A 14,264-nucleotide genomic window follows, 5' to 3' on the forward strand; every position below is an offset into this window, starting at 1 on the left:
GCCCTTACAGTCGTGACGCTTTCAGGACCATGTGCAGCAGCAGCCTGTCCTCGCCCTCGTCCAGGTCGAGCCCCGTGAGCTGCTCCACGCGGGAGAGGCGGTAGTAGAGCGTCTGCCGGTGGATCCCCAACTCCGCTGCCGTACGCCCCGCTTGGCCCGCGCAGTCGAGGTACACCTCGGCGGTGCGGGCCAGTTCGCGGTGGGCGGGGGACAGGAGGGCGCGGGCCGCCGGGTCCTGTGCGGCCTCGGGGGGCAGGGAGGTGAGCAGGCGGTAGGGGCCCACGTCCGCCCACTGGGCCACCGGGGCGAAGCGGGGTTCGGCGCGGGCCGCGCGGGCCGCCGTCGACGCCTCCCACCAGGCGGCGCCGAGCTCGTCCAGGCCGTGCCGGGCGTTCGCGATGCCGGCCGCCGCGTCCTTGGCCGGCTCCAGGAGCCGGGTGGCCGCCGACACCGCCGGGGTGAACACGTCCGCCGAGCGCAGCCTGACCAGGACCGCGAGGCTCTGGCCCGCCGTGCCCCACGGCACCGTGCACAGGGCGGTGGCCCCCTGCACCGTACGGACCGAGGGGGCGGAGTCGGGGTCGGCGGAGGGCCAGGGGGCGACGCAGACCACCGCGTGCAGGCCCTCGCCGCGCGGGCCGAGGGCCGTGCGCAGGTCGGCCACCGCCATGTCCCGCTGCCAGCCGCGCTCGGCCGTCAGGACGGCCCGGAACTCCCGGGTCAGATCCGCGCCGGCCTGCACCTCGTCGGCGAGCAGCGCCCCGATCCGGGAGGCCACCTCCATGGCCGCGGCCAGCTGGGCGTCCGTCGGCCCGGGCTCGTCGTCGAGCAGCCATACGTACCCCAGGGCGAACCCCCGATGCCGTACGGGAAGGCAGATCCGGCCGCGGTGGACGCCCGCCTCGGGGGTGGGCGGGATGCGGACCGGGCCCGTCGCGCGCGTGATGCCGAAGCTCTCGAACCAGGTGCGGACCCCGGCCGTGGAGCGGCGCGTGAGGATCGATCGGGTGCGCACCGGGTCCAGGGCCGCCGCGTCGAAGTCGCTGTCGCCCCCGCTGTCGTGCGCCCCGAAGGCGATCAGCTCGAAATCGCGGTTCTCCAGCGTCGCGGGCGCGCCGAGCAGGGCGGAGATCTCATCGACCAGTTCCTGGTAGTCGCCTTTCACGCTGTCCATTCTGACGTAGTTCGCCCCTGCCCTCAGACAGATGTCTGAGATCCAGGGCACGGATGCGTGACAGGTGTCGATGGCCCAGGATCGGAGGGATCCTTAAGTTTCACGGTGGTTCTCCGTGCCGTTCCGGTTCGTCACCCGTATCCGGACACGGCCCCGTTCTACTCTCCGTGGAGGTGCCCGTGCTGGGTCCCGTGATCCTCGCCGCGTCGCGCAGCGACCAGATGCGCCGCTTCGTCTCGGCGGCCCCGGGCACCAAGCAGGTCGTCGACCGCTTCATCGCCGGTGAGACGGTGGACGAGGTCGTGCCGATCATCACGGACGCCGCCGACAAGGGCCTCGAGGTCACCCTCGACGTCGTCGGCGAGGACATCACCACGCCCGAGCAGGCCGCCGCCGCGCGCGACGCCTACCTGGAGCTCGTCGAGCGCCTCAAGGACCTCGGGCTCGGCACGAAGGCCGAGATGTCGGTCAAGCTGTCCATGTTCGGCCAGGCGCTGGAAGGCGGCCACGAGCTCGCCCTCGCCAACGTCCGCCCGGTCGTCGAGGCCGCCGCCGCGATCGGCACCACGGTCACCCTGGACGCCGAGGACCACACCACCCTCGACTCGATGTTCGCCATCCACGAGGAGCTGCGGAAGGACTTCCCGCAGACCGGCTGCGTCATCCAGTCGTACCTGTTCCGCACCGAGGAGGACGCCCGCCGCCTGGCCGCCGCCGGCAGCCGCGTCCGCATCGTGAAGGGCGCCTACAAGGAGCCCGCCGAGGTCGCGTACCAGGACAAGGCGGAGATCGACAAGGCGTACGTGCGGATCATGCGCATCCTCATGGAGGGCGACGGGTACCCGATGATCGGGTCCCACGACCCGCGGCTGATCTCCATCGCACAGGAGCTCGGCCGCCGCGCCGGGCGCAAACTGGACGAGTACGAGTTCCAGATGCTGTACGGCATCCGCAGCGACGAGCACCTGCGGCTCGCGGCCGAGGGCCACCGGATGCGCGTCTACACCGCCTACGGCACCGACTGGTACGGATACTTCATGCGCCGCCTCGCGGAGAAGCCGGCCAACCTGCTCTTCTTCGCCCGCTCCATCCTCACCAAGGGCTGAGAGCTCCTCTCCCGACTTCCCCCGACCCCCCTGAAGGAGATACGGAACTCATGGACGCTGTGACCCAGGTCCCCGCGCCGGTCAACGAGCCGGTGCACGGCTACGCCCCCGGTTCCCCGGAGCGCGCCCGTCTTGAGACCAAGCTCAAGGAGCTCTCCGAGAACCCCATCGAGCTCCCGATGACCATCGGTGGCGTCAAGCGCCTCGGTGGCGGTGAGCCCTTCAAGGTCGTGCAGCCGCACAACCACCAGGCCGTCATCGGCACCGGCCGCGGTGCCACGCAGCAGGACGCCCGGGACGCGATCGACGCCGCCCTCGCCGCCGCCCCGGCGTGGCGCGCGATGTCCTTCGACGACCGCGCCGCGATCATCCTGCGCGCCGCCGAGCTGCTCTCCACGACGTGGCGCGAGACGCTCGCCGCGTCCACCATGCTCGGCCAGTCGAAGACCGCCCAGCAGGCCGAGATCGACACGCCCTGCGAGCTCGTCGACTTCTGGCGCTTCAACGTCAAGTACGCCCGTGACCTGCTCGCCGAGCAGCCCCCGGCGAACTCGACCGGCGTGTGGAACCGCCTGGACCACCGCCCGCTCGAGGGCTTCGTCTACGCGATCACGCCGTTCAACTTCACCGCGATCGCCGGCAACCTGCCGACCGCCCCCGCCCTCATGGGCAACGTGGTCGTGTGGAAGCCGTCCCCGACGCAGACCCACGCCGCCGTGCTGCTCATGCAGCTCCTGGAGGAGGCGGGCCTGCCCAAGGGCGTCATCAACCTGGTGACCGGCGACGGCATCGCCGTCTCCGAGGTGGCCCTGACCCACCGCGACCTGGCGGGCATCCACTTCACCGGCTCGACCCCGACCTTCCAGCACCTGTGGAAGACGGTCGGCGAGAACATCGCCAACTACCGCACCTACCCCCGCCTCGTCGGCGAGACGGGCGGCAAGGACTTCGTCGTCGCGCACCCGTCCGCGGACCGTGCCGTCCTGAAGACCGCGCTGACCCGTGGCTCCTTCGAGTTCCAGGGCCAGAAGTGCAGCGCCTCGTCGCGTGCGTACGTCCCGGCCTCGATCTGGAACTCCGGCTTCAAGGAGGAGTTCGCGGCCGAGGTCGACGGCATCAAGATGGGTGACGTCACCGACCTGACGAACTTCATCGGCGCCGTCATCGACGAGCGCGCGTTCGCCAAGAACAAGGCGGCCATCGACCGTGCGGCGGCCGACCCGACCTGCACGATCGTCGCGGGCGGCACGTACGACGACTCGGTCGGCTACTTCGTCCGTCCGACCGTCGTCGAGTGCACCGACCCGACGAACGAGGTCTTCACCACCGAGTACTTCGGTCCGTTCCTCGCGATCCACGTCTACGAGGACGACTCGTACGAGGAGATGCTGACCCAGATGGAGTCGGCGTCGGACTACGCCCTCACCGGCTCGGTCATCGCCAACGACCGCGCCGCCGCGGCCCACACGATGGAGAAGCTCCGCTACGCGGCGGGCAACTTCTACATCAACGACAAGTCGACCGGTGCGGTCGTGGGGCAGCAGCCCTTCGGCGGCGGGCGTGCGTCCGGCACGAACGACAAGGCCGGGGCTCCGCAGAACCTTCAGCGGTGGACTCTGACGCGGGCCATCAAGGAGACGCTGGTTCCGCCGACGGAGTACGCCTACCCGCACATGGGCTAGCCCCTCCGGGCCTCGCGGCCCCCTCTACCCCGCCCCCGGCCTGGGCCCCACCCCGGCCGGGGGCGGTGCTGTTCTCCCGGCGTTTCTCCTGAGGGGCAGGCGCTCCGGCCTCGGTCCCGTTCAGCGGCCCGCGGCTGCGGAGATCACCTCGTCCAGTACCTCCCTGGCCCGCAGCAACTCCTCCACCATTCCGTCGATCCTGGCCCGCTCCACCGACAGTTCCTCCACCAGCCACGGCGTGGCCTTCTCCGAAGGGCCGCCGTCCTGGTCGCGCATGCAGGGGAGCAGCTGCACGATCTTCGCGCTGCACAGGCCCGCCGCGAACAGCTCCTGGATGTGGACGACCCGGTCGACCGCCGCCTCGGGGTAGTCGCGGTGGCCGCCCGGCGTGCGGTCCGCGTGCAGCAGGCCCTGCTTCTCGTAGTAGCGCAGGGACCGCTCGCTCACAGCGGTACGCTTCGCCAGCTCGCCGATTCTCATGTCCCGCGTACCTCCGCACTTGAATCTGACACCGGTGTCAGCTTCTACCGTTCCGGCATGACGAACATCAAGCTCCTCACACCGTATTCCGCGCCCACCGCCCACGGGCTGCGTCTGCCCAATCGGATCGTGATGGCCCCCATGAGCCGCCACCGCGCCACGGACGACGGCACCCCCCTGCCGGTGGTCGCCGACCACTACGCCCAGCGCGCGAGCGCCGGCCTCATCGTCACCGAGGGCATCTGGCCCGCGAGCAGCGGCCAGAGCGACTGGCGCATCCCGGGTCTGGAGACCCCGGCCCACATCGCGGGCTGGCGTGCGGTGACCGAGGCCGTGCACGAGGCCGGCGGCAGGATCTACGCCCAGCTCATGCACGGCGGCCGCAAGGGCCACCCCCTGGCCCGGATCGACGGCGACCTGCCCGCGGGGCCCTCCGCGGTCCTCGTCCCGGGCCGTGTCCACGTGAGCGGCGGAGGGAAGGCCGACCCCGTCGTGCCCCGCGCGATGACCCGCGAGGAGATCCACGCCGCCGTGCGCGACCACGTCACCGCGGCCCGCAACGCCGTCGCGGCGGGCTTCGACGGGGTCGAACTGCACGGCGCCAACAGCTACTTGATCCACCAGTTCCTCGCCGACAACACCAACTTCCGGGACGACGAGTACGGCCGGGGCTCGATCGCCGACCGCATCCGCTTCGCCGTCGAGGTGACCCGTGCCGTCGCCGACGCCATCGGCGCCGAACGCCTCGGCCTGCGCCTCTCGCCGGGCAACCCGCAGTTCGGCATGGCGGAGGCCGACCCCGGCCCCGTCTACCGCGCGCTGCTCGACGAGATCGACGGCCTCGGCCTCGCCTACCTCCACCTCACCGACAACGACAGCTATCCGGCCCTCGACGACCTGCGCCCCCACTGGCACGGCACGCTCATAGGCAACGTCGGCGAGAACGGCGACCCGACCACGCGGGAGGCGGGCGAGGCGGTCCTCGCCGAAGGCCGCGCCGACCTCGTCTCGTACGGCCGCGCCTTCATCTCCAACCCCGACCTGCCGGAGCGCTTCGCCGTGGACGCGCCGCTCCAGGAGATCGACGCGGCGCACCTCTACACCCACGGGGCCGAGGGGTACACCGACTACCCGTCCCTGGAGCGCGAGTTGGTCTCCGCTCAGACCTCCACCAGCACCTGATCCAGCGATTTCCGTACGAGATCGGGGACCCGGCAGTCCGGTGCCGGATAGCCCACGGGGATCACCGCGAACGCCTTCTCGTTCTCCGGCCGGCCGAGCACCTGCCCCAGGAACCGCATGGGGCTCGGCGTGTGGATCAGCGCCGCGAGGCCCGACAGATGCAGGGCGGACAGCAGCATCCCCACCGCGATGCCCACCGACTCGTCGACGTAGTAGTGCTTGTGCTTGGTGCCGTCCTCGCCCAGCCAGTAGCGCTGCTGGAAGACGACCACGAGCGCGGGCGCGTCCGTCAGATGCGGCTTCACCTCGTCCGTGCCGAGCGGGCGCAGGGCCGCGAGCCACTCCTCGCCCAGACGCCCGTCGTAACTGACGCGCTCCTCGTGCTCGGCGGCCTCCCGGATGAGCCGGCGCACCTCCGGGTCCTGGACGAGGACGAACGTCCACGGCTGCTGGTGAGCGCCGGACGGGGCCGTCGCGGCGCACGCGATGGCGTCCCGTACGACCTGCGGGGGCACCGGGTCGGGCGCGAACTGGCGTACCGTGCGCCGCTCCCGCATCCGCTCCCTCAACTCGGCTGACCTGGCAAGGGATTGGGACGCGGGCATGCGCTCGGGGCGGTAGGGCACGGAGCGGTAGGGCTCGCCGTGGACGGGGGTCCACTCTTGCTGCTGCTCTGTCTCAGACATGGGTCCGATTCTGCTGCGGGCGGTGTCGCCCGCGCCATGGTGCAGACCAATTTCCGGCCGGGGGGGGGCCGGGGTTCAGCTCCAGCCCGCCACGATCAGCGAGAGGCCGGCCGTGAAGCCGGCGCCGAGCAGGCCCAGGTACAGGCCGTAGAACCTGCGCAGCCGGTGCACCAGGAACCCGAAGGCCCCGAAGGCGAGGCCGACGGTGAGGGTGCGCGAGCCGCGGGAGAGCGCCGACCGGGCCAGCCACTCCCGCGGCGGGACGTCGGCGCGGCCCGCCTCATGTGCGTACACCTTGAAGGGGATGCCGTTCCAGGGCTGGTGGCGGACGGCCGCCGCGCCCTCGACGGCGAGTTCGGCGCGTACTTCCGCGCGCATCCGGTCCGTGGTCAGGGGCTGCGGCAACTGCACCCCGCAGGCAGCCAGTTGGAGTGCGAGCAGGCCGCCCGCCAGGCTGCCCGCGAGGGCCGTCACGGACAGCTTCAGGGCCCGGCGCGGCACCGCCACGCAGGCGATCGCCAGGAAGAGCTCCGGCATCAGGGGCCAGCTCAGCGCCTCCGCGAAGGCCCAGGCGAAGGCGGCCAGGAGGCCTCGGCGGGAGCCGATGACGGCGGCGGCCCGCCTACGGGCCGCACAATCCCTGAGCGGTTCGCCCCGCGTACGCCGGTGCAGTTCCGCCACCGCGTCCCGTGCCGCCTCCGGGGTGGTGTCCGGGGGCAGCGGGGCTCCGATGCGGACCCGCACCAGGGCGGGGCGGAGCGTGCCGTGCTTGGGCAGGAGGCGGGCGGTGCCGTCGATGGACACCGGGACGACGGGCACGTGCGCCTGCCGGGCCAGGATCAGGGCGCCCTTGTGGAAGGCGCCCAGTTCACCGGCGCGCGCACGGGTGCCCTCCGGGAAGAGCACCACGGCTCCGCCCGCGCGCAGGCCGTCCGCCCTGGAGAGCAGGTCGTCCATGCCGCCCCCGGTGCGGCGCACGGGGAACCCCGCGGCCAGGCGGCTACAGATCCGCTTGCGCCAGGGGGAGGCGAACCAGTAGTCGGCGGCGGCGCCGATCTCCGGGGCGTGGCGGGCGTCCAGCGCCGCGAGCAGGGCGGCGGTGTCCGCGTGGGACGCGTGGTTCGCCACGACCACACAGCCGCCGGCCGGCAGCCGGCCGCGCCGCTCGACTCCGCCGGTGAGGGTGAGGAGGGTCCACCAGAGGGCGCGGCGCAGGACCGCGCCCGGCCTGGACCGCCGCCGGACACCGGCTCCGCCGCGTACGTCCTCCTCCGCCGGGCGGCGGGCTCGGTCCACCGCCTCGCCGTGCCCCTGCGCCGAGCGCACCCTGGTCCGCGCCCCCGACCCCGCCCCGGTCCGCGTCATCGTCATCGTCCTGGGCTTGGTCTTCGTCTTTGTCTTCGTGCTCGTCCTCGGCTTCGTCAGACCCCTCACAGCGTCACCACCATCGTCAGGAGCAGGGCCACAAGGAGTGAGTCGATCCGGTCCAGCAGGCCGCCGAACCCGGGCAGCCAGCTCCCCGCGTCCTTCACCCCCGCCTCGCGCTTGACCATCGACTCCAGGAGATCCCCGAGCACGCAGCCCACGAGCACCGCCGCCCACAGCACCGGGGAGAACGAGCCGACCGCGGCCAGCGCGGCGCCCGTCGCGGCGGCGGCGCCCACCACGCCCGCCCAGGTCTTGTTCGGGGAGAGCGGCGAGAGCGGCCGGGCCAACGGCCCCCGGCGGCCGAGCGCCGTCCCCCCGCACCACGCGCCCACGTCCCCGAACGCCACCGCGACGCCCACCGCCACGGCGGTGTCGCCGAGCAGGACGAGCCCGCTCAGCGGGACCGGGATCCAGAGCAGCCCGAAGACCGTCCGGCTCGCCCGCGTGAAGCCCCGCCCGGCGTCCCCCGAGAAGAGGGCCACACCGGCGGCGGCGACCAGGAGCACGCCCGCCGTCCGCAGGTCCAAGGCGCCGGGCGCGGCCCAGGCGACGCCCGGCACGGCGGCCGCGGCCACCCCCAGCACCGCGCGCTCGCCCCGCGGGAGGCCCGCCATGCGCGCGTACTCGCCGACGGCGACCACCCCGAGCCCGGCCGCGAGCGCGAACGCCCCCGCCCGGCCCAGGAAGAACGCGCCGAGGAACAGCGGCGCGGCCAGCGCCCAGGTCCGCCACCGCTTGCGCAGCTCGGCCCGCATCCGTATCCGCGAGGGCAGCGCGGCGACCGCCACGCCACCGGCGCCGAGCACCCCGGCGACCACGGGCAGGGCGCGCCCGGCGGCTTCCCCCGCGATGAACGCGGCGCTCATCGCGCTGCCTTGGGGTCCGCGTGGCCCAGCGCCCGCCACAGGCGCGCGAACCGCACCGCCGCCGTGAGCGCCGAGCCCGCCGCGATCACCACGAGCACCGCGACCGCCCACCCGGAGGCCGCCGCGAGGACCACGAGGGCGCAGCGCTCCGTCTTGCCGACCGGGCCCCCGTTCAGGCGGGGCGCGCCCGCCGCCGCGCCCGCGAGCGACATCCACGAGGGCAGCGTCGCCGCGAGCCCCGCCGTCGCCACCAGCCACAGCGGGGCGAGCGTCAGGAAGCCCGCGAGGACGGCCAGATCGGCCGCCCGGTCGCCCAGTTCGTTCAGGAGCGCGCCACGCCGCGTCGTACGGCCCGTGTCCCGTGCCAGCGCCCCGTCGAGGTTCGCGAAGGCGAGCCGGGCGGCGAGCAGCACGGCCACCGGGAGCGCCGCGAACGGCGCCGGCAGCCAGGCCAGTGCCGCGGCCGCACCGGCCGCGCAGAGCACGCCCGCCGCGGTGAGGGTGTCGGGCGACACCTCGCGGCGGGCGAGCGCGCCGCGTACGCCGGACAACCGGTCCGCGTACCAGGGCTTGAGAGCGTAGAGGCCGTTCATGGCACCGACTCTGCCGCCGTCGGGACGCGCACAAATCGGGGTGCGTACTCAGATATGGCCTGAGTACGGTGGACGGGTGACCACGCTGCGTACGGCCCATACCTGCGATCTGGACCCCGCCGAACTCCGCGCCGCCCGCGCGCTGATGGACGAGGCGTTCGACGGCGACTTCAGCGATCACGACTGGGACCACGGCCTCGGCGGGATGCACGCGCTCGTGCACGACGACTCCGGTCTCCTGCTCGCGCACGGCTCCGTGGTCCAGCGCCGGATCCTGCACGACGGCCGTTCGCTGCGCGTCGGGTACGTCGAAGCGGTCGCCGTCCGCCCCGACCGGCAGCGGCAGGGCCTGGGCGGCCGGGTGATGGGCGCTCTGGAGCGGGTGATCGACGGGGCGTACGCGCTCGGCGCGCTCTCCGCGTCGGACGAGGGGCAGCGGCTCTACCTCGGGCGCGGCTGGCAGGAGTGGAAGGGCGCGGTCGCGGTCCTCGGGCCGGGCGGCGCTACCCCGCTGCCGGACGAGGAGCCTCCGCTGCTGTGGGGCGTGGACCTGGACCCCTCGTACGAGCTGCTTTTCGACTGGCGTGACGGCGACATCCTGTGACGCCGGGCCCCGTGGACGCCGCGTGTGCGCGGCTCCAGCTCCGCCGCCCCCGCCGGTGACGGCCGGCGGCAAAAGGCCGCACTCTACCAACTCCCACCCTGCGCGGGGGAGTTGCCGCCGGGACGACCGGCGGCGACCCGTGACTCCTCTTATGGTGTGACCCACGTCACGCGCCCCGTCCGGCCGGGTGGACGCGCGCGGCGCCGTCGTCGCTGTCGCCCGCAGGAGGAGATCCCCGTGAACGTGTACGACTTGAAGGGGCGCACGGCCCTGGTGACCGGGGCGGCGCAGGGCCTCGGCGCGGGCATGGCCGAGGCCCTCGTCCGGGCCGGCGCCGGGGTGGTGGTCGCCGACGTCCAGGAGGACGCGGGCCGCGCCACCGCCGACGCGCTGTGCAAGGAAGGCGGCACCGCGGCCTTCGTCCCGCTCGACGTGACCGACGACGCGCAGTGGGAGTCGGCCGTCGCGCGCGCCGTGGACGCGCTCGGCGGCCTGGACATCGTCGTCAACAACGCCGGTGTCGAGATCTCCGGACTGCTCGTCGACCTCGACCCGCGAGACGTCCGCCGGATGCTGGACGTGAACGTCCTCGGTGTCGGGCTCGGCACGAAGCACGCCTTCCGTGCGATGCGGCCCGGCGGCCCCGCCGGGCGGGGCGGCGCGATCGTCAACGTGTCGTCGGTGGCCGCGACGATCCCCTTCCCCGGCATCGCGGGCTACGCCGCCACGAAGTCCGCGGTCGACCGGCTCACCCGGGTGGCCGCCCTGGAGTCCGGCAAGCTCGGCTACGGCGTGCGCGTCAACTGCGTCTACCCGGGGCTGGTTCCCACCGAGATGGGGGCCCGCCTCGCGCAGGACATGGAGACCCTGGGGCTGTGGCCCAGCGCGGAGGCCGCCGTGGGGGACGTCGTGGGCCTGACCCCGCTGGGGCGGCTCGGCGAGGTGGCCGACATGGCCGACGCCGTGGTCTTCCTCGCGTCCGACGCCGCCCGGTTCATCACCGGGGCGGGACTTCCCGTGGACGGCGGCATGGGCATGTGACCGCGACCTGCGGTGTGCGCTTCCGGCAGCTCGGCATTTGTGCAGGTGGGAGCCGTGGTCGAGGGAAGGCCGTCTCAGATAGTAGGAAGTCCGAGTAATTGTGGAGACAGACGCTCCGTCCTCGCTTAGCTTTGTAGGAGCCGAACGTCTCGCTCGACCAAGCGAATGGCGGTCGTGAGCCGGAGCCCCGTGCAGGCAACCCCTGCGGCTCCACGCTCCCCGCCCCCCGGCGTCTCGAAATCACCCTTCCCTCAAGGAATGGATCTCTCATGGCCGAGACGACCGCACGCCGAGTCCGACACGCCTCCCGTACCAGCGATTCCGAGCGCAAGAACGCCGCAGCGGCTCTTCAGCGCGCCCTCGACCGCAGGGACAACGGCGGCGAGACGGGTCACTGACCCGCCCGCGCCTCCGGCGTCCCTACATGCCCCGCACCACCTCGAAGTGGTCCACGCGCTCGCCGCTCTCGGCGAGCGCGGAGACCGTCAGCTTCGGGTGCGCACCGGCCGTCACCTCCACCGCGAGGAACGAGAAGCCGGTGTAGCGCACGCGTGACCACTCCACCGTGTCCGGATCGCGATGGCGCGCCTTCGTCCAGTGGAACGACTCGACCGACTCCCGGTCCGCGACGTTCCCCTCGAAGCTGTCCGCCACTCCGGCCGGAAAGCTGTAGAGGTCCTTGCCCGCGCCGCCCGCGGTGACGTACACGATGCCGTCGCGCGTCGGATCCGTCGACGCGCCGACCGGCACGGGCTTGCCGACCTCGCCGTTCCTGATCGCGTCGGTCCGCTCGTAGACGTGGTTGTGGCCGTTGACCACCAGGTCCACCTGGTGCTCGGCGAACAGCCTGAGCCACGCGTCGCGCACCCCTCCGTCGGAGGCGTGCGTCGCCGTCGAGTACACGCAGTGGTGGAAGAAGACCACGACGAAGTCGACGGACTCGTCCGCCCGCAGCTCGCCCAGGCGCCGGTCCAGCCAGGCGGTCTGCTTGCCGTCGGTGTAGCCCCGGTTGGCCGGGATCTCGTACGAGACGTCGTTCGCGTCCAGCGCCACGACGCCGACGTTGCCGTACGTGAAGGAGTAGACGCCCGGCGCGTTCCGCGGGTCGAAGCCGTTGTCCGGGAGCGACCAGCGGGCCGACTGGCCGCCGTAGCCGTTCGGCGAGTACCACGCCTCCATGTCGTGGTTGCCGGTCGTCACCATCCAGGGCACCGACTTCGCCACGGACTCCGTCTGCGCGAGGAAGGTGTCCCACACGCGAGCGTCGTACGTGTCGGTCTCCTTGCCGTGCCCGGTGGTGTCCGCGTAGCAGATGTCGCCCGCGTGCAGATGGAAGGACGGGTTCTGGCCCAGGATCAGCTGGTCGTTGGCGAGCGCGTCGTAGCTCACGCCCTGGTCGCCGAAGGCCGTGAAGACGAACGTCTCCGGGGTCGCCGGGGCCGTGCGGAAGGTGCCGAGCGTCCCCAGGCGCTGCGGCGACGCCGGATCGAAGCCCTCGTGTCCGACGCCGTAGTAGTACGTCGTGCCCGGCCGCAGGCCGTCCAGGGCCGCGTGCAGGTAGTACTGCTCGACCGCGGGCAGCTTCTTCGACAGGGACGGGGTGTGCAGATCGCGCACCTCCGCCTCGATCTTCCGGCTCAGCTCCCAGGGCTTGAGCCCCACCCGCAGGTACGGCGACTTCACCGCGAACGGCACCTGCCAGGAGACCCTCATCTGCGTCTTGGGGTCCGCCCCGAAGGCGAGGTGCCGGGCGAAGGGCGCGACCAGGCCGCCGTCGACCTTGACCGGCGCAGCGGGCGCGGACCACGCGGTGAGCGGGCCCGACGCCGCGGCGTTCTCGCTCCGGGCGCCGCCGGAGCTGCCGGCGAGCAGGCCCATGCCGCCGACCGTGCCGGCCGCGGCGAACGAACCGGCGAGGACCTTGCGCCGGGAGAACTTCCCGCGCAGGTACGCGTGCTGCTCCGGCATGCTCATCCCGGCCGCGAGCCGCTCCGGTATGCCGACATCGGGGGTGTCCATGCCGACAGGCTTCCCGGTGGCCTCCAACTCCCGCCAGGCCCCGGGATGAAGGGCGGGTGGCCATGTGGTGACGCACCGGTGGCGTGACCAGGGGTGTCCGGATGTCGGACAGCTTGTGTCATCCCGTGGGACGGAGCGTAGGGTGCTCGCATGTCTCGCAGCATCAATCTCGCAGTGATCCCCGGTGATGGAATCGGCCAGGAAGTCGTGGCCCAGGGGCTCAAGGTCCTAGGCGCCGTCCTCCCGCAGGATGTGAAGCTGGAGACCAAGGAGTTCGACTTCGGCGCCAAGCGCTACCACGCGACCGGTGAGACCCTCACCGACGCCGACGTCGAGGCCCTCAAGCAGTACGACGCGATCCTCCTCGGCGCGATCGGTGACCCCTCGGTCCCGTCCGGCGTCCTGGAGCGCGGCTTCCTGCTGAAGCTCCGCTTCCTCTTCGACCACCACGTCAACCTGCGGCCCTCGAAGCTGCTCCCGGGCGTGGCGACCCCCCTCAAGGGCGAGCCCGAGATCGACTTCATCGTCGTACGCGAAGGGACCGAGGGCCCGTACACCGGCAACGGCGGCTCGATCCGGACCGGGACCCCGCACGAGGTCGCGACCGAGGTCTCCGTCAACACCGCCTTCGGCGTGGAGCGCGTCGTCCGTGACGCCTTCGCCCGCGCCCAGGCCCGCCCGCGCAAGAAGCTGACGCTGGTCCACAAGAACAACGTCCTGGCGTACGCGGGTCACCTCTGGACGAACGTCTTCAACGAGGTGGCCAAGGAGTTCCCCGACGTCACCACCGACTACATCCACGTCGACGCCGCGACGATCTACCTCGTCACCGACCCGGCCCGCTTCGACGTGATCGTCACCGACAACCTCTTCGGCGACATCATCACCGACCTCGCCGCGGCCGTCTCCGGCGGCATCGGCGTCGCGGCCTCCGGCAACATCAACCCGAGCCGCGAGTTCCCCTCGATGTTCGAGCCCGTGCACGGCTCGGCCCCGGACATCGCGGGCCAGGGCAAGGCCGACCCCTCGGCCACCGTCCTGTCCGTCGCGCTGCTCCTGCGCCACCTCGGCCACGAGGACGAGGCCGCGCGCATCGAGGCCGCCGTCTCGGCCGACCTCGCGGAGCGCGGCGACACGGTCCGCACCACCGAGCAGATCGGCGACGCGCTCGCCGTACGAGTAGCGGGCTGACCCGGGGCTCATCGTTCTGACGCAGAAGCCGCCGGGTCCGGTTCACCACCCGGCGGCTTCTCGTATGCGGCTCCGGGTGCCACCATCGACACCCGGGCCGCATTCACGCTGTTTCTTCCTCGGCGCCCCACGAGCGATAATCGAACGTGGGGCCGCGGAATACAGGGTTACTCGGACGTCCTAGTACGAGAAGTACAGGCGTGAGCGCGGTC

At 72.5% G+C, this 14,264-nt stretch carries 14 protein-coding genes; 7 read left to right on the forward strand and 7 right to left on the reverse strand.

Annotation, left to right across the window (positions count from 1 at the left end; all coding sequences use genetic code 11):
• Positions 1-4: 4 nt before the first annotated feature.
• The gene (locus QBL25_RS28695; RefSeq protein ID WP_409059850.1) at positions 5-1,174 is read right to left on the reverse strand and encodes a PucR family transcriptional regulator; all 1,170 of its coding nucleotides are present in this window, start codon (positions 1,172-1,174) and stop codon (positions 5-7) included.
• Positions 1,175-1,353: 179 nt separating this feature from the next.
• Here QBL25_RS28695 and QBL25_RS28700 point away from each other — a divergent pair, with 179 nt between their 5' ends.
• Together QBL25_RS28700 and pruA are read left to right on the forward strand one after the other, a co-directional pair.
• Positions 1,354-2,280: a proline dehydrogenase family protein gene (locus tag QBL25_RS28700; RefSeq protein WP_409059851.1), complete on the forward strand. Its 927-nt coding sequence runs from the start codon at positions 1,354-1,356 to the stop codon at positions 2,278-2,280.
• Between the two features lie 50 nt (positions 2,281-2,330).
• A complete protein-coding gene (gene pruA / locus QBL25_RS28705; RefSeq protein ID WP_409059852.1) occupies positions 2,331-3,962 on the forward strand; it encodes an L-glutamate gamma-semialdehyde dehydrogenase in 1,632 nt (543 codons plus the stop codon).
• Between the two features lie 120 nt (positions 3,963-4,082).
• Here pruA and QBL25_RS28710 read toward each other — a convergent pair whose 3' ends face one another.
• Entirely contained in the window at positions 4,083-4,442 is a 360-nt protein-coding gene (locus tag QBL25_RS28710; RefSeq protein WP_409059853.1) for a MerR family transcriptional regulator, read from the reverse strand.
• 57 nt (positions 4,443-4,499) lie between these two features.
• On the opposite strand from QBL25_RS28710, the gene QBL25_RS28715 reads away from it, so the two are divergent.
• Positions 4,500-5,624 carry an alkene reductase gene (locus QBL25_RS28715; protein WP_409059854.1) on the forward strand — a complete coding sequence of 375 codons (1,125 nt, stop codon included), beginning with the start codon at positions 4,500-4,502 and terminating at the stop codon, positions 5,622-5,624.
• Here QBL25_RS28715 and QBL25_RS28720 read toward each other — a convergent pair.
• The 4 genes from QBL25_RS28720 to QBL25_RS28735 form a co-directional block, all read right to left on the reverse strand.
• Positions 5,603-6,310: a nitroreductase family protein gene (locus tag QBL25_RS28720; RefSeq protein WP_409059855.1), complete on the reverse strand. Its 708-nt coding sequence runs from the start codon at positions 6,308-6,310 to the stop codon at positions 5,603-5,605. The two genes, QBL25_RS28715 and QBL25_RS28720, sit on opposite strands and share 22 nt — an antisense overlap.
• A gap of 75 nt (positions 6,311-6,385) precedes the next feature.
• Complete coding sequence (locus QBL25_RS28725; protein ID WP_409059856.1) at positions 6,386-7,675, reverse strand: lysophospholipid acyltransferase family protein; 1,290 nt, start codon at positions 7,673-7,675, stop codon at positions 6,386-6,388.
• A 65-nt stretch (positions 7,676-7,740) separates the two neighbouring features.
• Complete coding sequence (locus tag QBL25_RS28730; RefSeq protein WP_409059857.1) at positions 7,741-8,604, reverse strand: phosphatidate cytidylyltransferase; 864 nt, start codon at positions 8,602-8,604, stop codon at positions 7,741-7,743.
• Complete coding sequence (locus tag QBL25_RS28735; RefSeq protein ID WP_409059858.1) at positions 8,601-9,197, reverse strand: CDP-alcohol phosphatidyltransferase family protein; 597 nt, start codon at positions 9,195-9,197, stop codon at positions 8,601-8,603. The genes QBL25_RS28730 and QBL25_RS28735 overlap by 4 nt, the downstream gene beginning before the upstream one ends.
• Between QBL25_RS28735 and QBL25_RS28740 the strand changes: the two genes are divergently transcribed.
• From QBL25_RS28740 to QBL25_RS28750, 3 genes are all read left to right on the forward strand, one after another.
• Entirely contained in the window at positions 9,196-9,801 is a 606-nt protein-coding gene (locus QBL25_RS28740) for a GNAT family N-acetyltransferase (RefSeq protein ID WP_409059859.1), read from the forward strand. The two genes, QBL25_RS28735 and QBL25_RS28740, sit on opposite strands and share 2 nt — an antisense overlap.
• Positions 9,802-10,038: 237 nt before the next feature.
• A complete protein-coding gene (locus QBL25_RS28745) occupies positions 10,039-10,842 on the forward strand; it encodes an SDR family NAD(P)-dependent oxidoreductase (protein ID WP_409059860.1) in 804 nt (267 codons plus the stop codon).
• Positions 10,843-11,111: 269 nt separating this feature from the next.
• Positions 11,112-11,240, forward strand: coding sequence for a hypothetical protein (locus tag QBL25_RS28750; protein ID WP_409059861.1), 129 nt, complete (start codon positions 11,112-11,114; stop codon positions 11,238-11,240).
• A gap of 22 nt (positions 11,241-11,262) precedes the next feature.
• Here the strand turns inward: QBL25_RS28750 and QBL25_RS28755 are convergent, their stop codons facing one another.
• Complete coding sequence (locus tag QBL25_RS28755) at positions 11,263-12,861, reverse strand: purple acid phosphatase family protein (protein WP_409059862.1); 1,599 nt, start codon at positions 12,859-12,861, stop codon at positions 11,263-11,265.
• Between the two features lie 150 nt (positions 12,862-13,011).
• Here QBL25_RS28755 and QBL25_RS28760 point away from each other — a divergent pair, with 150 nt between their 5' ends.
• Positions 13,012-14,052: a 3-isopropylmalate dehydrogenase gene (locus QBL25_RS28760; protein ID WP_409059863.1), complete on the forward strand. Its 1,041-nt coding sequence runs from the start codon at positions 13,012-13,014 to the stop codon at positions 14,050-14,052.
• Positions 14,053-14,264: the final 212 nt, after the last annotated feature.

The organism is Streptomyces sp. SYP-A7185 (genome assembly GCF_046103685.1).
GTDB lineage: Bacteria > Actinomycetota > Actinomycetes > Streptomycetales > Streptomycetaceae > Streptomyces.

Bases quoted from the DNA above. Each gene is read 5' to 3' on its own strand.
- QBL25_RS28695 (WP_409059850.1), bottom strand. From the start codon at position 1,174: ATGGACAGCGTGAAAGGCGACTACCAGGAACTGGTCGATGAGATCTCC.
- pruA (WP_409059852.1), top strand. From the start codon at position 2,331: ATGGACGCTGTGACCCAGGTCCCCGCGCCGGTCAACGAGCCGGTGCAC.
- QBL25_RS28710 (WP_409059853.1), bottom strand. From the start codon at position 4,442: ATGAGAATCGGCGAGCTGGCGAAGCGTACCGCTGTGAGCGAGCGGTCC.
- QBL25_RS28715 (WP_409059854.1), top strand. From the start codon at position 4,500: ATGACGAACATCAAGCTCCTCACACCGTATTCCGCGCCCACCGCCCAC.
- QBL25_RS28720 (WP_409059855.1), bottom strand. From the start codon at position 6,310: ATGTCTGAGACAGAGCAGCAGCAAGAGTGGACCCCCGTCCACGGCGAG.
- QBL25_RS28725 (WP_409059856.1), bottom strand. From the start codon at position 7,675: ATGACGCGGACCGGGGCGGGGTCGGGGGCGCGGACCAGGGTGCGCTCG.
- QBL25_RS28730 (WP_409059857.1), bottom strand. From the start codon at position 8,604: ATGAGCGCCGCGTTCATCGCGGGGGAAGCCGCCGGGCGCGCCCTGCCC.
- QBL25_RS28740 (WP_409059859.1), top strand. From the start codon at position 9,196: ATGGCACCGACTCTGCCGCCGTCGGGACGCGCACAAATCGGGGTGCGT.
- QBL25_RS28735 (WP_409059858.1), bottom strand. From the start codon at position 9,197: ATGAACGGCCTCTACGCTCTCAAGCCCTGGTACGCGGACCGGTTGTCC.
- QBL25_RS28750 (WP_409059861.1), top strand. From the start codon at position 11,112: ATGGCCGAGACGACCGCACGCCGAGTCCGACACGCCTCCCGTACCAGC.
- QBL25_RS28755 (WP_409059862.1), bottom strand. From the start codon at position 12,861: ATGGACACCCCCGATGTCGGCATACCGGAGCGGCTCGCGGCCGGGATG.
- QBL25_RS28760 (WP_409059863.1), top strand. From the start codon at position 13,012: ATGTCTCGCAGCATCAATCTCGCAGTGATCCCCGGTGATGGAATCGGC.